A 22,536-nucleotide genomic window follows, 5' to 3' on the forward strand; every position below is an offset into this window, starting at 1 on the left:
CCAGCCTAGGGTGCGGGTCCCGCGGCGGCCCCGCGGCGCTACTCCCCCTCGAGTTCGCCCTCGGTCTCGAGGTACACCCGGCGCAGGCCGTCGAGGACCTCCGGCGACGGCTCCTCCCACATGTCCCGCTCGACGGCCTCGAGCAGTCGCTCCGCAATCCCGTGCAGCGCCCACGGATTCGACTCCGTCATGAACTTGGCGTTCTGCTCGTCGAGCACGTAGGTCTCGGCGAGCTTCTCGTACATCCAGTCGGCGACCACGTTGGTGGTGGCGTCGTACCCGAACAGGTAGTCCACCGTCGCGGCCATCTCGAAGGCGCCCTTGTAACCGTGCCGGCGCATCGCCTCGAGCCAGCGTGGGTTGACCACCCGGGCCCGGAACACCCGGGCCGTCTCCTCCGACAGGGTGCGGGTGCGCACCGCGTCGGGGCGGGTGCTGTCGCCAATGTACGCCTCCGGGGACTTCCCGGTCAGCGCGCGGACGGTCGCGACCATGCCGCCGTGGTACTGGAAGTAGTCGTCGGAGTCGGCGATGTCGTGCTCGCGGGTGTCGGTGTTCTTGGCCGCCACCGCGATTCGGCGGTAGGCGGTCCGCATGTCGTCCGACGCCGGCGCCCCGTCGAGGCCGCGGCCGTACGCGTAGCCGCCCCACGTGGTGTACACCTGCGCCAGGTCGGCGTCGTCACGCCAGTTCTTCGAGTCGATCAGCTGCAGCAGCCCGGCGCCGTAGGTGCCCGGCTTGGAGCCGAAAATCCTGGTGGTGGCTCGTCGTTTGTCGCCGTGCTCGGCCAGGTCGGCCTGGGCGTGCGCCCGCACGTAGTTCTGCTCGGCGGGCTCGTCGAGGTCGGCCACCAGCCGGACCGCGTCGTCGAGCAGTGCCAGCACGTGCGGGAACGCGTCCCGGAAGAAGCCGCTGATCCGGACCGTCACGTCGACGCGCGGCCGGCCCAGTTCCTCGGGCGCGATCACCTGCAGGCTGGTGACGCGGCGGCTGGCCTCGTCCCACACCGGCCGGACACCGAGCAGCGCAAAGACTTCCGCGATGTCGTCGCCGGACGTGCGCATCGCCGAGGTGCCCCACACCGACAGGCCCACCGACTTCGGGTACTCGCCGTGGTCGGCGAGGTAGCGGGCCAGCAGCGACTCGGCCATCGCCTGACCGGTCTCCCAGGCCAGCCGCGACGGCACGGCCTTGGGGTCGACGGAGTAGAAGTTGCGGCCCGTCGGGAGCACGTTGATCAGCCCGCGCAGCGGCGAGCCGGACGGGCCGGCCGCGATGAAGCGGCCGTCCAGCGCCCGCAGTACCTGGGTGATCTCGTCGTCGGTCTGACGCAGACGCGGCACCACCTCGGTGGCCGCGAACCGGAGGATCTGCCGGACCGTCTCGTCCTCCGACAGGGCGTCGGCCGCGGCGGGATCCCAGTCGGCAACCGCCATCGCCCGCACCAGTTCGTGGGCGGTGGCCTCCACGTCGTCGACCCTGGTGCGGGACTCGTCACCGGACTCGCTGAGCCCCAACGCCTCCCGCAGACCCGGCACATGCTGTTCGCCGCCCCACATCTGGCGCGCCCGCAGCATCGCCAGCACCAGCTCCACCTCGGCGTCGCCGTGCGGCGCCTGCCCGAGCACGTGCAGCCCGTCCCGGATCTGCACGTCCTTGATCTCGCACAGCCAACCGTCGACGTGCAGCAGCATGTCGTCGAACACGTCCTCCTCGGGACGCTCGGCCAGGCCCAGGTCGTGGTCCATCTTCGCCGCCCGCATCAACGTCCAGATCTGCTGGCGGATGGCGGGCAGCTTCGCGGGGTCGAGCGCGGAGATGTTGGCGTGCTCGTCGAGCAGCTGCTCGAGCCGTGAGATGTCGCCGTAGGACTCGGCGCGGGCCATCGGCGGGATCAGGTGGTCGACCAGGGTGGCGTGCGCGCGGCGCTTGGCCTGGGTGCCCTCGCCCGGGTCGTTGACCAGGAACGGGTAGATCAGCGGCAGCTCGCCGAGCGCGGCGTCGGTGCCGCAGGACGCGGACATGCCGAGGTTCTTGCCGGGCAGCCATTCGAGGTTGCCGTGCTTGCCGAGGTGCACCACCGCGTCCGCGCCGAACCCGCCCTCGTCCTGACGCGCCGCCAGCCAGCGGTACGCGGCCAGGTAGTGGTGGCTCGGCGGCAGGTCCGGGTCGTGGTAGATCGCGACGGGGTTCTCACCGAACCCACGGGGCGGCTGCACCATCAGCACCACGTTGCCGACCTGCATTGCCGCGACGACGATCTCGCCGTCTGCATCGGCGGAACGGTCAACGTACAACTCACCCGGCGCGGCGCCCCAGTGCTCCTCGACGCCCTCGCGCAGGTCCGCGGGCAGCGTGTCGAACCACTGCCGGTAGCGGTCCGCGGAGATGCGGATCGGGTTGCCCTCGAACTGCTCGGCGGTCAGCCAGTCCGGGTCCTGACCGCCCGCCGCGATCAGCGCGTGGATCAGCGCGTCGCCGTCCCCGGCCGCCAGCCCCGGCAGTGCGTCCTCGCCGTCGAGCGGGCCGAGATCGTAACCGGCGTCACGCATCTGCGTGAGCAGCGCGATCGCGCTGGCCGGGGTGTCCAGGCCGACGGCGTTGCCGATCCGGGCGTGCTTGGTCGGGTAGGCCGACAGCATCAGTGCGATCCGCTTGTCCGCGACCGGGATGTGCCGCAGCCGGGCGTGGCGCACCGCGATGCCGGCCACCCGGGCCGCGCGCTCGGGGTCGGGGACGTAGCTGGTCAGGCCGTCGGCGTCGATCTCCTTGAACGAGAACGGCACCGTGATCAGTCGACCGTCGAACTCGGGCACGGCGACCTGGGTCGCGACGTCCATCGGCGAGAGGCCGTCGTCGTTGGCCTCCCAGGTCTCACGACTGCTGGTCAGGCACAGGCCCTGCAGGATCGGCACGTCCAGCGCCGCGAGTTCGGTGACGTCCCAGGCCTCGTCGTCGCCGCCCGCGGTGGCGCCCGCGGGCCGGGTGCCGCCGGCGGCCAGCACGGTGACGACCATCGCGTCGGCCGCGCGCAGGGCGTCGAGCAACTCCGGCTCCGCGGTGCGCAGCGAGGCACAGAAGATCGGCAACGCCCGGGCGCCGCGGTCCTCGATCGCCCGGCACAGCGCCTCGACGTATGCGGTGTTCCCGGCCAGGTGCTGCGCGCGGTAGTAGAGCACCGCGACGGTCGCGTCGGCGTCCGCCGCTGCGGCGGGCCGGTCCAGGTGACCCCAGGTGGGCGTGTGCGTGGGCGCGTCGAACCCGAGGCCCGTCAGCAGCACCGTGTCGGAGAGGAAGTTGGACAGCTGGAGCAGGTTCTCCGACCCGCCCTCCGCAAGGTAGGCGTGGGCCTCCGCGGCGACGCCGCCGGGCACCGTGGACAACTCCATCAGCTCGGCGTCCGGGGCCAGCTCGCCGCCCAGCACGACGGTCGGCAGGCCCGCCGCGAGCACCGCGTCCAGGCCCTCCTCCCAGGCGCGCTTGCCGCCGAGGATCCGCACCACCACCAGGTCGACGCCGTCGAGCAGGGCGGGCAGGTCGTCGACGAGCAGCCGGGCGGGGTTGGCCCAGCGGTAGTCGGCGCCGCTGGAACGGGCACTGAGCAGGTCGGTGTCGGACGTCGACAGCAGCAGGATCACGGGTGAGGCCTCCTCGGGGTCTCGCGCCCCATTGGTTCCGGACGGCAGCACACGAGTGTCTGACTCCCCGGCCGTACCGGGTCACAGTGGCGCGACCGCACCGGATTCACACCGGTTTCCTCGTGAGCTGTCGCAAGCGCCGCTGAGCCTACCGGTGCGCGGAACGTAACCTGGAGACGATGTCCGCGAACCCGAATTCCCCCCGACCGGCCACCGGCGACCGGTCCCGCCCCGACGCCTGCCCGGGCGCCCTGCAGGTGCACCAGGCCGCCGACGGCGCGCTCGCCCGGGTGCGGCTGCCCGGCGGCGCGTTGACCGCCGCGCAGCTGCAGACGCTCGCCACCGCGGCCCACGACCTCGCCGGCGGCGAGCTCGAGCTCACCTCCCGCGGCAACATCCAGCTGCGGGCCGTGACCGACCCGGCCGCGTTCGCGGGCCGGCTCGCCGACGCCGGGCTGTTGCCCTCGCCCAGCCACGAGCGGGTGCGCAACATCCTGGCCAGCCCCCTCTCCGGACGGATCGGCGGGCGGGTGGACGTGCGCGGCTGGGTCCAGGACCTCGACCGCGGGTTGTGCGCCGATCCCGCGCTGGCCGCGCTGCCGGGACGGGTGATGTTCTCCCTCGACGACGGCCGCGGCGACGTCTCCGGGCTGTCGGCGGACCTGGGCCTGCACGCCGTCGGGCCCGACGAGGTGGCGCTGGTGCTCGCGGGCCGCGACCACGGCGCCCGGATCCCCGCGGCCGACGGCGTCGAGGTGCTCCTCGCCGCCGCGCGCCTGCTGCTCGAGATCCGCGAGGACCAGTGGCGCCTGCACGAGATCGACGGCGGCGTAGACCGGCTGCTGAGCGGGCTGGGCCTGAGCGCCGGGACCGCCGACACCGTCGACCTGCCCGCGGTGGGCACCGGGCCCATCGGCTGGCTCGACCACGGCGACGGCGCGGTGACCCTCGCCGCCGGGCTCGCGCTCGGCACCATGAGCGCCCGGGTCGCGGAGTTCCTGGCGGCGGTGGACAAGCCGCTCGTCGTCACGCCCTGGCGTTCGGTGCTGGTCTGCGACCTCGACGACTGGACGGCCGAGCAGGTGGTGCGGGTGCTCGCGCCGATGGGCCTGATCTTCGACGAGAACTCGCCGTGGCTGCAGGTCAGCGCGTGCGCGGGGCGTCCGGGATGCGGCAAGGCGCTGGCCGACGTGCGGGCCGACCTGGGCGCGGCGCTGGCGGCCGGCGAGATCGGCGAGGGCCGTCAGCACTGGGCGGGCTGCGAGCGAAAGTGCGGCCGACCGCGCGGCGAGGTTACCGACGTGGTGGCCACCGGCGACGGCTACCGGGTGGATCGGCCGTCGTCCTGAAGCCACTATCGTGGTCCGCATGACCGACTACATCCGCGACGGGGCAGAGATCTACCGTCAGTCCTTCGCCACGATCCGCGCCGAGGCTGACCTGACCCGGTTCCCCGCGGACGTCTCGCAGACGGTGGTGCGGATGATCCACGCCTGCGGCCAGGTCGACCTCGTCGACGACGTCGCCTTCTCCCCCGGTGTGGTCTCCGCCGCGCGTGCCGCGTTGCGCGCCGGCGCCCCGATCCTCTGCGACGCGACGATGGTGGCCTCCGGGGTCACCCGAAAGCGCTTGCCCGCCAACAACGAAGTGCTCTGCCTGCTGGCGGACCCGCGGGTCCCGGTGATCGCGGAGCAGCTGGGCAACACCCGCTCCGCCGCGGCGCTGGAGCTGTGGGGCCCGAAGCTCGAGGGCGCGGTGGTCGCGATCGGCAACGCACCGACCGCGCTGTTCCACCTTCTCGACATGATCGACCAGGGCGCGCCCCGGCCGGCGGCGATCATCGGCTGCCCGGTCGGCTTCATCGGCGCGGCCGAGTCCAAGGAGGACCTGATCACGCGCAGCGGCGAGACCGAGTACCTCGTGGTTCGCGGCCGCCGCGGCGGCAGCGCGATCACCGCCGCCGCCCTCAACGCCATCGCCACCGAGGTCGAGTGATGGCCGACGCATCGACCCAGGTTGCCGCCGGCAAGCTCTGGGGCATCGGGCTCGGCCCGGGCGACCCCGAACTGGTGACGGTCAAGGCCGCGCGGATCATCTCCGAGGCCGACGTCATCGCCTTCCACAGCGCCCGGCACGGCCGCAGCATCTCGCGGGCCGTCGCGGCGCCGTACCTGCGCGAGGGTCAGCTCGAGGAGCACCTGGTCTACCCGGTGACCACCGAGACCGTCGACCATCCCGGCGGCTACCAGGGCGCCATCGACGAGTTCTACGAGTCGGCCGCGCAGCGACTGGCCGAGCACCTCGAGGCCGGCCGGTCGGTGGCCCTGCTTGCCGCCGGCGACCCGCTGTTCTACAGCTCCTACATGCACATGCACAAGCGGCTGTGCGATCGCTTCGACGCCGAGGTGATCCCCGGTGTCACCTCGATCAGCGCGGCCTCCGCGGCGCTGGGCCGGCCCCTGGTCGAGCGCGACGAGGTGCTCACCGTGCTGCCCGGCACCCTGCCCGTCGCGGAGCTGACCCGGCGCCTCCGCGAGACCGACTCGGCCGCGATCCTCAAGCTGGGCCGGACGTATCCGGCGGTGCGGCAGGCGCTGGAGGACTCCGGGCGGCTCGCCGAGGCCAGCTACGTCGAACGGGCCAGCACGGCGAATCAGCGGGTGCTCTCGGCCGCCGACGTGGACGAGTCCTCGGTGCCCTACTTCTCGATCGCGTTGGTGCCGAGCCCGTCGAACAACCCCGCGGCGACGCCCGCAAGCGGTCCGGGCGAGGTTGTCGTCGTGGGCCTCGGTCCCGGCGACGACGCGTGGACCACCCCGGAGGTGCGCCACGAGTTGTCCCGCGCCACCGACATCGTCGGCTACACCACGTACGTCAACCGGGTACCCATGGTCGCCGGCCAGCTCCGGCATGCCAGCGACAACAAGGTCGAGTCCGAGCGCGCGGCGATGGCCCTGGACCTCGCCAAGCGCGGCGCCCGGGTGGTCGTGGTGTCCTCCGGCGACCCCGGCGTGTTCGCGATGGCCGCCGCGGTGGTCGAGATGGGCGCCGAGCCGCAGTGGTCCGACGTCCAGGTCCGGGTGCTGCCCGGCATGACCGCCGCGCACGCCGTCGCCAGCCGGGTCGGCGCGCCGCTGGGCCACGACTACGCAATGATCTCCCTCTCCGACCGGCTCAAGCCGTGGGACATCGTCGCCAAGCGGATCTCCGCGGTCGCGGCGGCGGACATGGCGATCGCCGTCTACAACCCGGCGTCGAAGTCCCGGACCTGGCAGGTCGGCGCGATGCGGGACCTGCTGCTCGAGCACCGCTCCGCGCAGACCCCGGTGATCATCGGCCGCGACGTCGCCGGACCGCAGGAGAGCGTGCGGATCGTCACCCTCGGCGAACTCGACCCCGCCGAGATCGACATGCGCTGCCTGCTGATCATCGGCTCGTCGCTGACCACGGTGGTGCAGAGCGCGACCGGCCCGCGGGTTTTCACGCCGCGGCGCTACCCGGGCTAGCGGCTCGACCGGGCGCCCCGCACACGGGCTTTCGCCGCGTCACACCCCCGTTGGACGCCCAATTCCGGTGTGACGGGGGCAAAAGGTCTGTGCGGGCCCCGGCGCTGCGTCAGTGCTCGTCGTAGTGGTCGCCGTGCGGGGCGTGACGGTGCCCGTCGTGGATGTAGTCGACGTGGTCGCCGTGCGGCACCGCGACGTGACCGCATCCCTCGCCGTGGTGGTGCTCGTGTTCGCCGTGCACGGTGTGCCCCGCGCTCTCGCACTCGTCGACGTGGTCGCCGTGCACCCGGTGCAGGTGTCCGTCGTGGACGTAGTCGACGTGGTCGCCGTGCGGCACCGCCACGTGGCCGCACTCGGGTCCGTGGACGTGGTCGTGGTCCGTGTGCTGGTGGTGCTCGGATGCAGTCACGAGGCTCTCCTCACTCGGGTGGGCGTCCCCCGTGCCTCACGCTACTCCCGACGCCCAGCGTGCGGCGGCCGTCGGATCGGAGGTCGACGCCACCCCCGGCGGCACCGGTGTACGGGCCACCATCAGCACCGGAACGCCCAGTTCCCGGGCGGCGCCGAGTTTCGCGGAGGTGAGCGCGCCGCCGCTGTTCTTGGTCACCAGCACCTCGATGCGGTGCTCACGCATCAACGCGATCTCCGACTCGAGGGTGAACGGTCCGCGGTCGAGCAGCAGCGTCGCCTCGGCCGGCATCGCGACCTCCGGCGGGTCGATGGCCCGGACCAGGTACCGGCCCGGCGCGCCGGCGAACGCGTCGACGCCCTGACGCCCGATCGTGAGGAACACCCGCCGCCCCAGCGCCGGCACCTCGCGTGCGGCCTCGGCGAGGTCGCGGACCGCGTGCCACCGATCTCCCTCCCCGGCAACCCATTCCGGCCGGCGCAGCACCAGCAGCGCCGCCCCCGCCCGCGCGCACGCCCAGGCGGCGTTGGCGGTGATCCGGGTCGCGAACGGGTGGGTGGCGTCGACCACGGCGTCGATCCGGTTGCCCCGCATCCATTCCGCGAGGGCGTCCCGGCCGCCGAACCCGCCGACCCGGACCTCGCCGACGGGGAGCACCGGCTCACGCACCCGGCCCGCCAGCGACGAGACCACCGACACCGCCGGGTCGGCGTGCAGCAGCGCCGCGAGGTCGCGGGCCTCGCGGGTCCCGCCGAGCACCAGGACGCGGCGCATCAGTGCGTCGCGCGGGACCGGGTCGCCGAGTACAGGTAGCTGTCCGGGAAGCCCTCCGCGGCCAGCACCCGGCCGACGATCACCACCGCCGTCTTGGTGATCCCCGCCGCGTGGACCTGCTCGACCAGGGTGGCCAGCGTGCCCCGCAGCACCACCTCGTCGGGGCGGCTGGCGAACGCGACCACGGCGGCGGGGCAGTCGGAGCCGTAGCTCTCGGACAGCTCCTCGACGATCTGCTCGATCCGGTGCGCGCCCAGGTGGACCACCATCGTCGCCCCGCTGCGGCCGAGCGACCGCAGGTCCTCGCCGGGCGGCATCGCGGTCGACAGGGTGGAGACGCGGGTCAGCACGATCGACTGGGACACCCCCGGGACGGTGAGCTCACGCCCGAGCGCCGCCGCGGCCGCGGTGAATGCGGGGACCCCGGGCACGATGTCGTACCCGACGCCGGCGGCCTCGAGCCGGCGAACCTGTTCGGCCACAGCGGAGTAGATCGACGGGTCACCGGAGTGCAGGCGCGCGACGTCGAGCCCGGCACGGTCGGCCTCGACGAGCTTGTCGACGATCTGGTCCAGGCTCATCCGGGCGGTGTCGACGACCTCGGCGCCCTCGGGGCAGGTGTCGAGCAGTTCGGCGGGCACCAGGCTGCCGGCGTACAGGCACACCGGGCTGGCGGCGATGACCCGCGCCGCCCGCAGGGTGATCAGGTCCGCGGCACCCGGCCCGGCTCCGATGAAGTGGATGGTCACTGGTTCGACTCCTCTGTCGTCTCTGTCACGGAGCTGGGCTTTGACACCGACCACTGGGCGACCGGAAGCTGGGGCCGCCAGGCGGTGAATCCGCCGAGCGGTTCGCCGCGGTAGACCTGGAACTTGCGGAGGTCGCCGCCGAGCCGCGAGTGCCACTGCAGCACCAGCGATTCCGACTCCGCGGTCACCGCGTTTACGACCATCCGCCCGCCCGGCCGCAGCCGCGCCCAGCAGGCGTCGAGCAGGCCGTCCTGGGTGACGCCGCCGCCGACGAAGATCGCGTCCGGGCCGGCCGCCTCCGCGTCGAAGGCCGCGGGCGCGCTGCCCCGCACGGCCAGCGCCGGAACGCCCAGCGCCGACGCGTTGTCCTGGATCTGCTCGACCCGTGACGGCTCGCGCTCGAACGCGACCGCGCGACAACGGGGATGGCTGCGCATCCACTCGATGCCGATGGTGCCCGAGCCGCCGCCGACGTCCCAGAGCAGTTCACCGGACGCGGGCGCGAGCGCGCTCAGCGTCAGCGCCCGCACCTCGTGCTTGGTCATCTGCCCGTCGCCCCGGTACGCGGCGTCCGGCAGGCCCGGGATCCGGGTCAGCCGAGGCGTGGCGCCCGAGCCCCGGACCTCGAGGGCGATCACGTTCAGTGGGTCGCCGGGCTCGGGCGGCCAACGGTCCGCGGTCCCGTCGTGCACCCGTTCCGCCGGCCCGCCGAGCTGCTCGAGCAGCACCATCCGGCTGCCGCCGAAACCGCCCTCCCGCAGCAGTTCCGCGACCGCCGACGGGGTGTGCTGGTCGTTGCTGAGCACCAGTACCCGAGCGCCGTCGCGCAGTTCGGGTGTCAGGGTGGCGACCGGCCGGTTCACCAGGCTCACCGTCGGCACCTCGTGCAGCGGCCAGCCCAGCCGGGCACAGGCGAGCGAGACGGACGAGGGATGCGCGATCACCCGGATCCGTTCGGGACCGAGCACCCGGCACAGCGTGACGCCGACTCCGTGGAACATCGGGTCGCCGCTCGCGAGTACGCACACCCGGCGTTGGCGATGCTCGTCGAACAGGGCGGGCAGCGCGGGCACCATCGGCGACGGCCACGGCACCCGCCGCGCCGAGGACTCCGGGACCAGGCCGAGCTGCCGGGTCGAGCCCATCAGGACCTCGGCGTCGGTGACGGCCCGCTGCGCGCGGGGCGAGAGGCCGTCCCAGCCGTCGGCGCCGATGCCGACGACGGTGACCGGCAGGCTCATCGCGGCATCCGCCGCCAGATCGCCTGCGGCAGCAGCCGCATCACGAAGATGGCCGGACGCAGCATGCCGGGGACCCACACGCGCTCGCGGCCCCGGCGCAGCGCCTTGACCACCGCATCCGCAACCTGACCGGGGGTGCTCGACATCGGCGCCGGGGTCATGCCCTCGGTCATCTGGCCGATGACGAAGCCCGGACGCACCAGCAGCAGCCGCACACCGCTGCCGTGCAGCGCGTCGCCGAGCCCACTGGCGAAGCCGTCGAGCCCGGCCTTGGCCGAGCCGTACACGTAGTTCGCGCGCCGCACCCGGGCGCCCGCGACCGAGGAGAACACCACGATCCGCCCCGACCCCTGCGCGCGCAGCAGCTGCGCGAGGTGCGTGAGCACGCCGACCTGCGCGACGAAGTCGGTGTGGATGACGTTCACCGCGTGCTGGGCGTCCGTCTCGGCGCGGGCCTGGTCGCCCAGGATGCCGAAGGCGAGGACCACCACGTCGATCGGGCCGAGTTCGACGATCTCCGAGAGCACCCGGCCGTGGTCGGCGAGGTGGTCGGCGTCGAACTCGACGGTCTCGACCGACGTGGCACCCGCCGCGAGGACCCCGGCCCGCTCGCGCTCCAGGTCGCCGCTGCGGCGGGCCGCCAGGATCACCGGCCTGCCGGGCGCAAGCCTCGCGGCGATCTCGAGCCCGATCTCGCTGCGGCCGCCGAGGATGACTACCGATCCGACACTCATGGCCTCAAGTGTCCTCGACTACGGTCGGCCCATGGCTCGCACCCCCTTCAACCCCGCCGACCTGTCCGACGAGGCACACGCATTCCTGCGCGATCGGCACCTCGCCACCCTGACGACCCTGCGCCGCGACGGCACCCCGCACGTGGTCGCCGTCGGCTTCACCTGGGACCACGAGGGCCAACTCGTGCGGGTGATCACCAACGGCGGCTCGCAGAAGGCGCTCAACGCCGAACGCGCCGGCTACGCGGCCGTCACCCAGATCGACGGCGCCCGGTGGCTGACCCTCGAGGGGCCGGCCCGGGTCAGCGACGATCCGGCGGAGGTCGCCGAGGCGGTGGCCCGCTACGCCGGCCGGTACCGCGAGCCCCGGGAGAACCCGACCCGGGTGGTCATCGAGATCAGTGTCCGACGGGCGCTCGGGCTGGCCACCCTGCTCGGCCGCTGATCTCGACGGGTGAGTCTTACGGCGCTAGGGTGAGCTGAGTCACAATCGCGTTCGGCGGCCGACTCTCCGATCGGCGGACCGCGCAGGGCCGAGCGCCTCGCATCGGACCTAGGAGCAGCCATGGGCGCTCGACGTACTTCGATTCTCCGGATCACCGCCCTGACGGCACCGCTCGCCGCCGCGGCCCTGTTCGCCGCCCCCGGTCAGGCCCTTCCCCCGCACCCGTTCGGTCCCCCGGCCCTGACCATCGGCTGCCCCAATCAGGGCAGCCTGATGTCGCTGACCGGCGGGACCGGGCAGTCCGGGCCGGAACCGGGGATCAATCCGGGCGAGATCAGGTTTGCCTCGTTCCCGGCCGCCCCGCCGATCCCGGCCGCCGCCCAGGTGACGGTCGCGTGGATCAACACCGACACCGGTCAGACCGGCATCGCGAACCTCGAGGGCAGCTACCCGTACCTGGCGAAGACCGTCTACACCGGCCGCGGCAACGTGATGGCGACGCTGTTCGGGTCGATCAACCTCGGCAGCCAGCCGCTGTGCCAGGCCAACCCGACATTCGGCAACTTCATCGCGTGACGGACCCGGAAGGCGGCGGCGAGAGCGGCGGCACTGTTCACCGCCGGATGAGGTGACTTCTCGCCTGTGTGAAGATTCGGTCGACCTCGTCGAGACTGCACGGCGCGGTGCCCGGCTTCATGAGAGTTGCCGCGCCGGCGGCAATTCCGAATCGCACAGCGTTGGAGAGGGACTGCCCCCGCGCCAACGACAGCGTGATTGCCGCGACCATGCTGTCCCCGGCGTCACGCCGCTGCGGACCGAAACGTCAACCGCGTCGTCTGCCGGCCGCCGCAGCCGGGGCGGATATACCGCGTCGCGGCCTCCTCCGCCCTGGGCAGCGCTCAGCCGACCAGTTCACACGGACTGGGCATCACAGCAGCACTGGCCCTGGCCGCCGCCCTTGGCCGAGAGCCCCGCCGCGCGGTTGTCTACGCGGTCGAAGCGGACGACCTCGGCTACGGCATCGGATTGTCACCGGCGGTGTCCGCCGCCCTGCCCCTCGTCATCGCGTCGGTTGCCGCAGAGATTCGCGTCAGCGCGAAGACCCGGCGGCCGGACTCGCATTGACGGGTGAAGCCGGTCGGTGACCGAGCACATCAGGGTCCGTGGTCACCGGCAGCAGAGAACTTCCGCACCGCCCCCAGCTCCGCCCAACGGAGTCCTGGCGACACCTGTCAGACGGCGGCGAGAAACAACAGACCGGCCGTGATTCCAACGAGCCCGGTCAGCCCGCCGAGGATCGCCTCCACGGTGACCGGCCGGTGTGCGGCGACGGCGCGTTTTCGGGCGACCGCCGCGGCGACGACCGCGCCCAACCCCAGGAGGACACCGACTCCGAAGCTCCAGAAGGCCACGAGCGAGAGTGCGCCGAGCATCAGCGCCATGTCACCAAGGTCCTTCGGCCGTGCCGACCCGGATGGCACCGCCCGGTCGGGGTGCTCGTCTGGTTCGTGGGCGGACATCGTGGTCTATTCGCCGTTGTGTGTCGGTTGCATCTTCCCGCCCGTTCCGGCCGGTATGTCAGATCGCATTCGTTGTCCGAGCGGCTTCCGCCTCTGAAGTGGTGCCCTCCGGTGGATTCCCTTCAGGAACGCTATTGACCATACGGCGATTGTCCGGTTCGTTGTAGGGCTCGAGGACCTCGACGACAAACTCGGTGGCCCCGACCGCCGATGTAGTCACCGGATCAGGCGCCGGTCCGCCGGAGGCGGCGGACCCTCGACCGCCAGACCAGGACAATGCCCAGCAGGATGACCCCGACCACAACCGCCGTAGTACGGCCGACGGCATCGGCGACGGCGGCATACGAATTCCCCGCGACGAAGCCGAGCACAACGAAGCCGACGCCCCAGACGAGGCCGCCGAGTGCGTTGAAGGCCAGGAATCGGCGGTAGGGCATGCGCGAAATCCCGGCCAGCAAGGGCACCGCGGCTCGCGTGAACACAACAAAGCGGCCGAAGAACACCGCCGAGCCACCGCGACGTGCCAGAAGATCTCGGGCAGAGTCGATACGGGCGCGACGCCGGGCGATGGCCGGCCCGTCCAACAGCCGCGGACCGAGATGCTGTCGAGGTGACGTTGTGGGCGGGTGCCCACCTCGACTGCAGGCCAGCCTTCTCCTCACCCGTGCACGGCGGCAGAGCACAAGGTCCCCTGTCCGCCGAGAAACGGCCGCGACGGCGCCCGGCGCACCGGAGCACCGGCTCGTCGATGCGGCGACCCGAGAGCGGACCGTTCCTTCTTCCGGTGGGCTACCGCTGCCGCCCACACTGCGGCCCTCAACCTTCACACTCAGCTTGCGTGCGGTTTTCGAGCAATCGCCTGCTGGACTTCCACAATGCGGCGCCGCTCGCAACTGTCCGCCTTCAGCTTCTCGGCGGCGGTCACCACATGCGCGTCCGGTCCCGGAAAGACGAGCGCCTCGTGGTCGTTGCGCAGCCATCTGACGAAGTACGGTGGCCCACCGCCCGCCGAACGGACCTCGACGATCTGCCCGATCTCGTCCGGTGCGCCGACGATCGTTCCCTTCATCACCAGCCAGTCCCCCGGTTCCGCGTGCATTCCCTTCTCCGTCCGCCACCACCCGACAAGATCGGTATTTGTGTGTCGTCGTTCGATCGTCGCGCCTTGCGCCACACCGAGGAAGAGGCTTTGGGCACCTGTCGGGGCCTCGACATCACCTGGTGCGGTCACACCGACGTGGGAGCGGACCGACGAAAGAAGTTCGGCCACAGGACTTTGTGCTCTGCTCGGGCTGTGGTGGTCGATGGAACACTGAGAAGTGAAACCCGAGTCGGAGGATCGCACCCAGTCCGTGGTTTGGTTCCGACCAGTGCTCGGCACAGGAGGAATCGTCATGCGCACACTCGTCGTCCACGAGTCGATGTTCGGGAACACTCATCGCGTCGCGGAAGCGATAGCCCGGGGCATCGCACCGTTCAGTTCGGTCAAGGCCGTCCCGGTGTCGCAGGCACGGGACGAGGATCTGTCTGGATACGACCTGGTAATCGTCGGAGGGCCGACACACGTACACGGGATGAGTCGCGAATCGACACGTCACAGCGCGGAAGAGACGGCCGGCAAACCCGACAGCACGGTGACACTGGAACCGGATGCAGCGAGCGAAGGCATCCGGGAATGGCTTTCGTCGCTTGCACCCACCCACGGCAAGGCAGTCGCGTTCGACACCCGAGTGGATGCGCCCGCGTTCCTGACCGGGAGAGCATCGAAGGGAATCGGGAGAAAGCTTCGGCACCTGGGATTCGATCTCGTCGCGGAGTCGGAGAGTTTCCTCGTCGACAAGGAGTCGCGCCTCGAGGACGGCGAAGAGATTCGAGCCGAGCAGTGGGGGCGCTCGCTTGCACAGCAGTGAGGGTGCTCGCCCGCGTAGCCGCGGTGACGCTCTGTCCATTTCGGAGAAGGAGGTCGCCATGGCGAAGGGCGTGAACCTCACCTTTCACGGGGCCGCGAGGACGGCAACCGGCTCGTGCACGGAGATTGTGTCGGAGGGCAGGCACACCAGGCTGGACTGCAGCCTGTTCCAGGGGTCGCGCAGCCTCGAGACGCTGAACTACGGCGCTATTCCTTCCCGCCGGACACCATTGACGCAGTTGTCCTCACCCGTGCACATATCGACTCCGGCACCCGCCGCGCCGACGGTCGCGGCCACCAGGGCATTGCCCGCCGCACGCGAAATGGTCTGCATCCCCGATCACGCCCCGGGTTGCTAGCTGCGTCGAGCGGCCTCGAGCAGGATCCGTCGTTCGGCGGCGGCCACAGTACGTCGGGCCGCGACCGCCCGGTCGGGAGTGACGGAGATGGAGGTGATGCCGCGTCGGACGAGATGTTCCAGCAGCTTGGGATCCTCGGAGACGGCCTGTCCACACAACGAGGTCGTCATCCCGCACGCTCGAGCCTGTTCGAGGATGCGGTCGATGGCGGCGAGGACCGCCGGATCGGCGGTGTCGAACAGGTCACTGCACGTCGCCGAGTCACGGTCGACGCCGAGTACCAGCTGGGTGAGGTCGTTGGTTCCGATCGAGAGCCCGTCGATTCCCAGGCGCGCGTACTCCGGGATCCAGTACTCGACCGACGGTACCTCCGCCATGATCCACCTGTGCATCGTCCGGTCCGCCCCCAGCGGATGCGCGTCGATCTGGCCGAGGCACTGCTCGAGTTCCCATCGCGTGCGCACGAACGGAATCATCAGGTGCACGTTGTCGTACCGCTGACGGACCGCGTGCAGGACGTCGAGATCCAGTCGGAACAGCTCCGGGTCCCGGATGTACCGGAAGCAGCCGCGGTAGCCGATCATGGGGTTGTCCTCGTCGGGCTCGACCTCGCCGCCTCGCAGCCCCGCGAACTCGTTGGATCGAAGGTCGACGGCGCGGTAGACCACTGGCCGACGCGCGAATGCGGCGGCGATGGTGGTGATTGCGTCGACCATCCGGTCGACGTATTCCTCGCGCCGGCCCTCGGAGATCATCAGCGAAGGATGGGTTCCGTCGAGTGCCGTGGTGATCATGAACTCGGCCCGGAGCAGTCCGACGCCGTCGACATCCATCGCTGCGACGCTCTCGGCGGACTCGGGTGACGCCAGATTGACGTAGAGCGAGGTGGCGGTCACGACCGCCGGCGGCCCAGGCATCTCTCGCGTGGCCGCCACGGATGCCACGCCGCCGTCGGCGGTGTCCGGGCCGGTGGTGGAGAGCGAGGTGACATCGCCCTCGTAGACGTTTCCGGAACCGCCGTCGACGGTCACCAGCTGACCGTCCGCCAGGTCGGCGGTGGCCGTCCGCGCACCGACTACGACTGGCCGGCCCAGTTCGCGACCGACAATGGCGGCATGGCAGGTGATCCCGCCGCCGTCGGTGACGATTGCGGCCGCCCGCCGCAGCGTCGGAACCCAGTCCGGCCGCGTCATCGGGGCGACCAGGATCTCGCCGTCGGTCAGCCGACCGGCTTCGCTGAGGTCGTGCAGGACGCGAACGTGTCCACACGCAACCCCCGGACCGGCAGCCAGGCCACTGGCGAGGACGACCCGGCTCCCGCCCGGCTCCGTGCCTCCTGCTGCGCTTGTGGTTGTTGTGCTTGTGCTGGAGCGATCGAGCGTGGTGATGGGCCGCGCCTGGACGATCCACAGGTGCCCCTTCACGAAGGCGTACTCGATGTCCTGGGGTCGGCCGTAGTGGTTCTCTGCAGCCGCAGCCAGCGACGCGACCTGCCACACCTGGTTGTCGTCCAGGACCCGCTCGTGCGAGTCATCGGCCGGAAGGTTGACCCGAGTGTCGCCGTCAGTCCCTGCCGTGATCTCGAATCCCTGTGAACCCAGCCGCACCTCCGTCAGCTGGAGGCCTTCCTTCGCCACTACGTACAGGTCGGGTTCGACCTGTCCTCCCACCACCACCTCACCCTGACCCAGCGCAGCCTCGATGACGATCTGGTCACGGTCTGCGGTCCTGGGATCGGCGGTGAACGCAACACCCGACCGGTCCGCCGGAACCATGGCTTGCACGATGACGGCGATGGAGGGTTCGTCGTCGATACCGTGCACGCTGCGGTACGCGATCGCCCGATCCGACCAGAGCGAGACCCAGCAGTTCCGTACCGCGTCGAGTACGGCGTCGGTACCTGTGACGTTCGTGTAGCTCTCGTGAATTCCCGCGAACGACATGTCGAGTCCGTCCTCGGCAGGCGCCGACGAGCGCACCGCCACCGGTACCGACTCTCCGAGCAGGCGATATGCGGCAGCAACCTCGTCGCGTAACAGGTCCGGAATGCCGAGCCCTCGAACGAGGGCGCTGGTCGACTCGGAATTCTGGCCGGCAGCGCTGGCTGCGCGGACAGATTCACGGATACCCGCCGCATCCAATGCTTCCAGGTAAGCACTCGCGGACACCACGAATCCCGGCGGCACAGGGAAGTGCGCGCGTGTCAGTTCTCCGAGGTTCGCTGCCTTGCCCCCCACCAACGGCGAATCCTGCAATGTCACCTGGTCGAGTTGTGTGACCCGCCAGTAGTCAGTGTCGGGATGTTGCAGTGCCATGACATCGTCCTCTCGGCTCCCCTCCAAGCGAACACCCTTCGGGCACCACTTTCCGAGGGGAGAAAGTCACCATGTCGCGTTGGATCCTGGCCGAGTCCGACTTGTTGCGAGCTGATCTCGACGACCGAGAAACGGTGGTCAAGTCGGCCATGACCACCCCCGTCGAAGTCGTGGGTCCGGGCACCGAGATCGGCGTGGTCACCGAGCGCTTGCTGAGGGGCCACCTTCGTTCGAAGCTGAGAAGCGAGTGGTGCAGGCTCTCGCTCACACCGTCGCCGGAGTCACGCGCATGGAGATCGAGGAACCCCGCACCACATGACCTCACACCCCGGGCGCGACACCCAGGGCGCAGACCGCTCGGAATCCCGCATCCAGGGACTCCGCCAGGCACGAGAGGTCCGGCACGGCCGCGCAGTCCGCGTTGACTCCGATCGAGCAGTGACCCAGGTACGACAACAACGTCACGTTGAAGGCCGCGCCGAGCGTGGGGCTGAATGCGTAGTACTCGCAGATCTCTGCGCCCGCGAGATACAGCGGGATTGTCGGGCCCGGCACGTCGGAGGCAACGAAGTCGACATGTTTGAGCATGCTGCCGAGGATCCTCGCCGGGAACAGATTGAGAACCGCCGCGATCGACGACGAGTGCGCCACGGCGGGTTCGTCACGCCACGCGGTCACCGTTCGCCGGACGGCGCGCATGAGATCACCGGGATCCGTTTCGACCGTCGGCAGGGTGAAACGGGCAAGGGTGATCCTGTTGCCGCCCAACGGATCCGACTCGGCGCGCAGGCTCATCGGAAGCGTCAGACTCAACTCGGCGACATCGGCCCCGTGGAGTGCGTGATACCGCTTCAACCCGAGCAGGACGGACGTCAGAAAGGCGTCGTTCATCGTGCAGTCGCCCGCACTTGCCGCGCCGCGGAGACCGTCGAGGGGGATGTCGAGTACTGCGAACTGCCTGCGGGTGCTCCGTTCGGTCATGACCGGTGACAACGTGGTGGTCACCGGCCGGGTGAAGCGGGCGACAGAGCCTGCGACCGCTGCCAGCCGACGCACCGTCGACAGTGGTGCCGTCAGGATCCGTGAGATCCCAACCGGAGCGGACGCGCCCTTTCGGAGGAGCCGCACGCCGGTGTCGAGATGCCACAACAATGCGGTGAGGGCCGACGACCGCCCGTCGGCAGGCCCCGGCACGACGGGCTGCGGAGCGGGTCCGCGGTCGGTGCCCGAGCGGGTGAAGTCGACGATCTCGTTGGTGATCTGCATTCCTCCGACCCCGTCCGTAAGGGCGTGGTGCACCTTCATCACCAGCGCAGCCCGGCCCTCGGACAGTCCTTCGAGGACGGTGAACTCCCACAGCGGCCGGTCCTTGTCGAAGGCACTCATGCCGGCGGTCCTGGCAAAGTCGAGGACCGCGGCCAGTCCGCCGGCCGGCGGCACGGCCGCTCGTCGGAGATGCCAGGACAGGTCGAAGTCCGGGTCGACGACCCAGCGCGGCGGCGCTAGTCCGATCGACGTGCTGACCGCCTTGTACCGGAAGATCGGGACGGCTCTCGTGCCGCGCTCCATCAAGCGAACGAACGCGTCCCAGTCCGGGACCCGGTCGAGAAGCGCGACAGCCACGATCGTCGATCGCAGCACCGGGTCCTGCTCCATCCGCCACGCCAGCAGGTCGGTCTGCGTCATGTACGGGTCGGTCGGCTTCGCCACGGGGTCACGCTCCGTATTGCGGGTGCTCGTCGTATTGCGGGTGCTCGTCCCTGTCCAGTGTTGCCCTACTCCGGCGGCTTCGACACGGCCGAAAGTCCTCCATGCGGTCGCCAGAAATCCGGACCGCGAGTCAGGCCACGGGCCATACCGGCGAATCCAGATCGCGGCGGCGTGCTCTGGTGCCCGCTCACAACGACCCACAGTGGGACACTGTCGCCCGCCCTCGAGCGGGCGTTCACCACCAGTGTGTCGCGTTGCACGACGCCGCCGGTCGACCAACTCGCGTCGGCTACGGTCTCGGCACTGCGGTCCTCCCCGTTCGACGCATCCGAGACCGGCGGACACCATCCATCACGCAGCCTCCTCCTCGGCATTTCCTTTCGACCCTTCGCGGTGATCCACCACCGGGTGAGGGCCGTAGGTCACCACATCTCACTCACGCCCCGAAGGCGTACAACCACTGACAACTCCCGCCCCCGATTCAGGGCACAACGACCCTGTACACACACTCGCGCCGGGCGGACAGTTGTCGGAAGGCGGCACCCCGCAAGGCGGAGCCCCCAGGGAGAGGCAGTCGGAAGTCATGGACATGTACTGGAACGGTCACAACCCGAGCGGCTGGATGTACGCGTACATGGCCATGGGTGTGCTGGTGTTCGTCGTACTGCTGGTCGGGGGAATCGTGGCGGTGGTCTGGTTTCTGGGCCGGGGACACCAGCCGGCCGGCCCACCGCCGCCCCACCATTCCGCCCAGCAGTTGCTCGCCGAACGGTTCGCCCGGGGAGAGATCGACGAGGAGGAGTTTCGGGCGCGCTCAGCCGCATTGCAGGGGCGGCAGCCGTGACGACGCCTCGGCACGGCGTGATCGGAGCACAGTGACCTACGACCCGTGCACCACTGGACCTGTCGTCGTCGGAATCGACGGATCCCGCTGCGCGATTCTGGCAGCGAAGTGGGCAGCGACGGAAGCGGCGGCGCGGCAGGTCGAGCTCCGGCTGGTCCACGTCGTCGCCGACGCCGACGCCGAGCTTCGGGCGGCACAGCAGGCACTGACAGTCGCGGCGGCCGCGGCGCGGACGATCGAGGCCGTCGAGGTGGAGACCACCGTCACGCTCGGGCGTCCGCACTCGTCGCTGCTGTCCCAATCCCACTCCGCCACCATGGTGGTCGTCGGCTCGGTCGGCGTCGGGTTCTTGCCCCGCATGCTGCTCGGCTCCACCGCGGCCGCCCTGGCAGTGGGAGCGAGCTGTCCGGTGGCGCTGGTCCGGGAGGACCACCGCGTGCGGCCACGGAGCGCACCCGTGATCGTCGGGGTGAACGGCACCCATCTCGACGACGCGCTCGTCGGGGCGTCGATCCACGAGGCGCGGATCAGGGGCACTCACGTGCTCGCGGTGCGGGCCGAGTACTCGATCCGGCGGGATCCACACGGGGATCGGGAGCTCGGCGTCGCGGACAACTTCGAGGAGGAGATTCGCGGCCGAGCCGAACGGTGGCAGACGGCGATTCCAGGCGTCCACGTCGACACGCTCGTTCGGCAGGGAAGCGCCGCCGAGGAACTGTCGACCTTGAGCAGGCACGGTCAACTTCTCGTGGTCGGCAGCCGGGGCCGCGGTGCAGTCGCAGGCACTGTGCTCGGCTCCACCAGTCAATCCCTGATCTACCACGCCCGTTGTTCGGTTCTCGTCTATCGGGAGCACATCTGAGCTCCGCCGCGAATCGCACCCCACCACAAGAATGCGAGGATTCCCGTGAGCGACAGCGGTGAACTCGACGCACAGATCCGGGAGACACACACCGGTGTCGTGGTCCTGGTGGGCAACCGTGCTTACAAGGGGAAGAAGCCGGTCCGCACCGCCTTTCTCGACTTCAGCACCCACGAACTCCGTGAGTTGGCCTGCAGGAGAGAACTGGAACTCAACACCCGCCTCGCGCCCGACATCTACCTCGGCGTTGTGCACCTCGTAACGTCGAATTCCGGTCCGAGGGAACCGGTCCTGCTCATGCGCCGCCTCCCGGATGCGTTCAGGCTGTCCGCACTGGCGGCCGCCGGCGACTTCGCCGACGCCGATCTTCTGCCGGTGGTCGAGCAGATCGCCCGCTTTCACGCCACGGCGCGCAGGGGCGCCGACGTCGACCGGGAAGGATCCGTCGAGGCGGTCGGTCGGCGATGGCAGGACAACATCGACGAGATCGGTTCGCTCCCCGGTGATGTCGTCTCGCACCAGGACCTCGAGAAGATCTCGTCGATGGCCCGTCGCTACCTCGACGGGCGGGCGGCACTCTTCGAGCGTCGAGTGTCGGACGGGAACATTGTCGACGGCCACGGGGATCTGATGGCGGACGACATCTTCTGTCTGCCGGACGGGCCGAGGATCCTGGACTGCCTGGACTTCGACGATCGGCTTCGGTTCGTCGATCGCATCGACGACACCGCCTTCCTCGCCATGGACCTGGAGTTCCTCGGCCGACACGACCTCGCGGACGCGACGCTCGCGCAGTACCGAGAGCTTGCCGGCGACGAGGCCCCGGCATCTCTGGCGCACCACTACGTCGCATATCGCGCGCTCGTCCGGGCCAAGGTCGACTGTGTCCGAAGTGCCCAGCGCCTCGCGGACGCCGATCGGGACGCCACCCGGCACTTCGCACTCGCGCTCGGGCATCTCGGCGAGGGCGCGGTGCGCCTTGCGTTGGTCGGAGGCCTACCGGGAACCGGGAAGTCGACCCTGTCGGAGGCACTCGCCGAGGCGGTGGGTGCGGTGCGAATCTCGAGCGACGAGGTGCGCCGACAACTGCGGGACACCGGCGAGTTGTCCGGAGAGGTGGGAGTGTTCGGATCGGGGCTGTACTCCCCTGCATCGACCGCGCTGGTGTACTCCACGCTGCGCAGGTACGCGGAGGATCACCTCCGGCTCGGACACTCGGTCGTCCTCGACGCCTCGTGGACCGACTTGCGTGAGCGCGAGCGGGCGCGGGTGGTCGCCGAACGCGTGAGCGCCACCGTGGTGCCCCTCGAGTGCCACTGCCCTCGGACGGTGGCGGCCACACGGATTCGGACACGGACCCCGGGGTGGTCGGACGCCACGGTCGAGACAGCGGACCGGATGGCCGCGGTCAGTGACCTCTGGGGCGAGTCCGCCCGCATCGACACCGCTCGCCCCCTCGCCGACTCGACCGCAGCGGCGCGACGGATCTGGGCCGGTGCGCCGTTCGAGTGTTGACCGTTG

22 protein-coding genes and 1 riboswitch are annotated in these 22,536 nt (G+C 70.5%); of the genes, 10 read left to right on the forward strand and 12 right to left on the reverse strand.

Annotated elements, in window-relative coordinates; genetic code table 11:
• Positions 1-38 precede the first annotated feature (38 nt).
• Positions 39-3,638, reverse strand: coding sequence for a cobaltochelatase subunit CobN (gene cobN, locus RT2_RS10200; protein WP_072844682.1), 3,600 nt, complete (start codon positions 3,636-3,638; stop codon positions 39-41).
• Positions 3,639-3,680: 42 nt separating this feature from the next.
• A riboswitch (adenosylcobalamin (AdoCbl) riboswitch) is annotated at positions 3,681-3,771 on the reverse strand.
• 46 nt (positions 3,772-3,817) lie between these two features.
• Between cobN and cobG the strand changes: the two genes are divergently transcribed.
• Genes cobG through cobJ form a run of 3 tightly spaced genes read left to right on the forward strand, consistent with a single transcriptional unit; the run spans position 3,818 to position 7,144 of the window.
• Positions 3,818-4,987, forward strand: a complete 1,170-nt coding sequence (cobG, locus tag RT2_RS10205) for a precorrin-3B synthase (protein WP_072844683.1) — start codon at positions 3,818-3,820, stop codon at positions 4,985-4,987.
• A 19-nt stretch (positions 4,988-5,006) separates the two neighbouring features.
• Positions 5,007-5,633 carry a precorrin-8X methylmutase gene (locus tag RT2_RS10210; RefSeq protein WP_072844684.1) on the forward strand — a complete coding sequence of 209 codons (627 nt, stop codon included), beginning with the start codon at positions 5,007-5,009 and terminating at the stop codon, positions 5,631-5,633.
• Positions 5,633-7,144, forward strand: coding sequence for a precorrin-3B C(17)-methyltransferase (gene cobJ / locus RT2_RS10215; protein WP_072844685.1), 1,512 nt, complete (start codon positions 5,633-5,635; stop codon positions 7,142-7,144). The genes RT2_RS10210 and cobJ overlap by 1 nt, the downstream gene beginning before the upstream one ends.
• A gap of 109 nt (positions 7,145-7,253) precedes the next feature.
• Here the strand turns inward: cobJ and RT2_RS10220 are convergent, their stop codons facing one another.
• From RT2_RS10220 to dprE2, 5 genes are read right to left on the reverse strand one after another with little or no spacing between them, the layout of a single operon-like run.
• Positions 7,254-7,553: a hypothetical protein gene (locus RT2_RS10220; RefSeq protein ID WP_072844686.1), complete on the reverse strand. Its 300-nt coding sequence runs from the start codon at positions 7,551-7,553 to the stop codon at positions 7,254-7,256.
• Between the two features lie 36 nt (positions 7,554-7,589).
• Entirely contained in the window at positions 7,590-8,327 is a 738-nt protein-coding gene (locus RT2_RS10225) for a cobalt-precorrin-6A reductase (RefSeq protein WP_072844687.1), read from the reverse strand.
• The gene (gene cobM, locus RT2_RS10230) at positions 8,327-9,076 is read right to left on the reverse strand and encodes a precorrin-4 C(11)-methyltransferase (protein ID WP_072844688.1); all 750 of its coding nucleotides are present in this window, start codon (positions 9,074-9,076) and stop codon (positions 8,327-8,329) included. Before cobM ends, RT2_RS10225 begins: the two co-directional genes overlap by 1 nt.
• Positions 9,073-10,317 carry a precorrin-6y C5,15-methyltransferase (decarboxylating) subunit CbiE gene (gene cbiE / locus RT2_RS10235; protein WP_072844689.1) on the reverse strand — a complete coding sequence of 415 codons (1,245 nt, stop codon included), beginning with the start codon at positions 10,315-10,317 and terminating at the stop codon, positions 9,073-9,075. Before cbiE ends, cobM begins: the two co-directional genes overlap by 4 nt.
• Positions 10,314-11,051: a decaprenylphospho-beta-D-erythro-pentofuranosid-2-ulose 2-reductase gene (gene dprE2 / locus RT2_RS10240; RefSeq protein WP_072844690.1), complete on the reverse strand. Its 738-nt coding sequence runs from the start codon at positions 11,049-11,051 to the stop codon at positions 10,314-10,316. The genes cbiE and dprE2 overlap by 4 nt, the downstream gene beginning before the upstream one ends.
• 31 nt (positions 11,052-11,082) lie before the next feature.
• On the opposite strand from dprE2, the gene RT2_RS10245 reads away from it, so the two are divergent.
• Positions 11,083-11,496 carry a pyridoxamine 5'-phosphate oxidase family protein gene (locus RT2_RS10245; RefSeq protein WP_072844691.1) on the forward strand — a complete coding sequence of 138 codons (414 nt, stop codon included), beginning with the start codon at positions 11,083-11,085 and terminating at the stop codon, positions 11,494-11,496.
• A gap of 120 nt (positions 11,497-11,616) precedes the next feature.
• A complete protein-coding gene (locus tag RT2_RS10250) occupies positions 11,617-12,072 on the forward strand; it encodes a hypothetical protein (protein ID WP_072844692.1) in 456 nt (151 codons plus the stop codon).
• Between the two features lie 37 nt (positions 12,073-12,109).
• Here the strand turns inward: RT2_RS10250 and RT2_RS10255 are convergent, their stop codons facing one another.
• Positions 12,110-12,283: a hypothetical protein gene (locus RT2_RS10255; RefSeq protein WP_083577284.1), complete on the reverse strand. Its 174-nt coding sequence runs from the start codon at positions 12,281-12,283 to the stop codon at positions 12,110-12,112.
• Here RT2_RS10255 and RT2_RS26805 point away from each other — a divergent pair.
• Positions 12,271-12,621: a hypothetical protein gene (locus tag RT2_RS26805; protein ID WP_072844693.1), complete on the forward strand. Its 351-nt coding sequence runs from the start codon at positions 12,271-12,273 to the stop codon at positions 12,619-12,621. The genes RT2_RS10255 and RT2_RS26805 overlap by 13 nt on opposite strands.
• A 107-nt stretch (positions 12,622-12,728) precedes the next feature.
• Here RT2_RS26805 and RT2_RS10265 read toward each other — a convergent pair whose 3' ends face one another.
• From RT2_RS10265 to RT2_RS26375, 3 genes are all read right to left on the reverse strand, one after another.
• Positions 12,729-12,938 (reverse strand): hypothetical protein, encoded by a 210-nt coding sequence (locus RT2_RS10265; RefSeq protein ID WP_092776002.1) that lies wholly within the window; start codon positions 12,936-12,938, stop codon positions 12,729-12,731.
• A gap of 302 nt (positions 12,939-13,240) precedes the next feature.
• Entirely contained in the window at positions 13,241-13,843 is a 603-nt protein-coding gene (locus RT2_RS26370) for a DedA family protein (RefSeq protein WP_255312526.1), read from the reverse strand.
• A 2-nt stretch (positions 13,844-13,845) separates the two neighbouring features.
• Positions 13,846-14,286, reverse strand: a complete 441-nt coding sequence (locus RT2_RS26375; protein WP_245709263.1) for a DUF1918 domain-containing protein — start codon at positions 14,284-14,286, stop codon at positions 13,846-13,848.
• Positions 14,287-14,410: 124 nt separating this feature from the next.
• On the opposite strand from RT2_RS26375, the gene RT2_RS10280 reads away from it, so the two are divergent.
• On the forward strand, positions 14,411-14,926 hold the full coding sequence (locus RT2_RS10280; RefSeq protein ID WP_072844697.1) for a flavodoxin family protein: 516 nt from the start codon (positions 14,411-14,413) through the stop codon (positions 14,924-14,926).
• A 354-nt stretch (positions 14,927-15,280) separates the two neighbouring features.
• Here the strand turns inward: RT2_RS10280 and ppsA are convergent, their stop codons facing one another.
• On the reverse strand, positions 15,281-17,599 hold the full coding sequence (gene ppsA / locus RT2_RS10290) for a phosphoenolpyruvate synthase (RefSeq protein WP_072844698.1): 2,319 nt from the start codon (positions 17,597-17,599) through the stop codon (positions 15,281-15,283).
• Positions 17,600-17,920: 321 nt separating this feature from the next.
• Positions 17,921-19,285: a wax ester/triacylglycerol synthase domain-containing protein gene (locus tag RT2_RS10295; protein ID WP_083577317.1), complete on the reverse strand. Its 1,365-nt coding sequence runs from the start codon at positions 19,283-19,285 to the stop codon at positions 17,921-17,923.
• A 607-nt stretch (positions 19,286-19,892) separates the two neighbouring features.
• Between RT2_RS10295 and RT2_RS25835 the strand changes: the two genes are divergently transcribed.
• Genes RT2_RS25835 through RT2_RS10310 form a run of 3 tightly spaced genes read left to right on the forward strand, consistent with a single transcriptional unit; the run spans position 19,893 to position 22,530 of the window.
• Positions 19,893-20,153: an SHOCT domain-containing protein gene (locus RT2_RS25835; protein WP_245709262.1), complete on the forward strand. Its 261-nt coding sequence runs from the start codon at positions 19,893-19,895 to the stop codon at positions 20,151-20,153.
• Between the two features lie 31 nt (positions 20,154-20,184).
• Entirely contained in the window at positions 20,185-21,015 is an 831-nt protein-coding gene (locus RT2_RS10305) for a universal stress protein (protein WP_072844700.1), read from the forward strand.
• Positions 21,016-21,060: 45 nt separating this feature from the next.
• Entirely contained in the window at positions 21,061-22,530 is a 1,470-nt protein-coding gene (locus tag RT2_RS10310; RefSeq protein WP_072844701.1) for a bifunctional aminoglycoside phosphotransferase/ATP-binding protein, read from the forward strand.
• The last annotated feature ends 6 nt before the right edge of the window (positions 22,531-22,536 follow it).

This window comes from Rhodococcus tukisamuensis NBRC 100609 (assembly GCF_001894985.1).
In the GTDB taxonomy this organism is placed as follows: domain Bacteria; phylum Actinomycetota; class Actinomycetes; order Mycobacteriales; family Mycobacteriaceae; genus Rhodococcus_G; species Rhodococcus_G tukisamuensis.

Bases quoted from the DNA above. Each gene is read 5' to 3' on its own strand.
- cobG (WP_072844683.1), top strand. From the start codon at position 3,818: ATGTCCGCGAACCCGAATTCCCCCCGACCGGCCACCGGCGACCGGTCC.
- RT2_RS10210 (WP_072844684.1), top strand. From the start codon at position 5,007: ATGACCGACTACATCCGCGACGGGGCAGAGATCTACCGTCAGTCCTTC.
- cobJ (WP_072844685.1), top strand. From the start codon at position 5,633: ATGGCCGACGCATCGACCCAGGTTGCCGCCGGCAAGCTCTGGGGCATC.
- RT2_RS10225 (WP_072844687.1), bottom strand. From the start codon at position 8,327: ATGCGCCGCGTCCTGGTGCTCGGCGGGACCCGCGAGGCCCGCGACCTC.
- cbiE (WP_072844689.1), bottom strand. From the start codon at position 10,317: ATGAGCCTGCCGGTCACCGTCGTCGGCATCGGCGCCGACGGCTGGGAC.
- dprE2 (WP_072844690.1), bottom strand. From the start codon at position 11,051: ATGAGTGTCGGATCGGTAGTCATCCTCGGCGGCCGCAGCGAGATCGGG.
- RT2_RS10245 (WP_072844691.1), top strand. From the start codon at position 11,083: ATGGCTCGCACCCCCTTCAACCCCGCCGACCTGTCCGACGAGGCACAC.
- RT2_RS10250 (WP_072844692.1), top strand. From the start codon at position 11,617: ATGGGCGCTCGACGTACTTCGATTCTCCGGATCACCGCCCTGACGGCA.
- RT2_RS10255 (WP_083577284.1), bottom strand. From the start codon at position 12,283: ATGGTCGCGGCAATCACGCTGTCGTTGGCGCGGGGGCAGTCCCTCTCC.
- RT2_RS10265 (WP_092776002.1), bottom strand. From the start codon at position 12,938: ATGGCGCTGATGCTCGGCGCACTCTCGCTCGTGGCCTTCTGGAGCTTC.
- RT2_RS10280 (WP_072844697.1), top strand. From the start codon at position 14,411: ATGCGCACACTCGTCGTCCACGAGTCGATGTTCGGGAACACTCATCGC.
- ppsA (WP_072844698.1), bottom strand. From the start codon at position 17,599: ATGGCACTGCAACATCCCGACACTGACTACTGGCGGGTCACACAACTC.
- RT2_RS10295 (WP_083577317.1), bottom strand. From the start codon at position 19,285: ATGACGCAGACCGACCTGCTGGCGTGGCGGATGGAGCAGGACCCGGTG.
- RT2_RS25835 (WP_245709262.1), top strand. From the start codon at position 19,893: ATGGACATGTACTGGAACGGTCACAACCCGAGCGGCTGGATGTACGCG.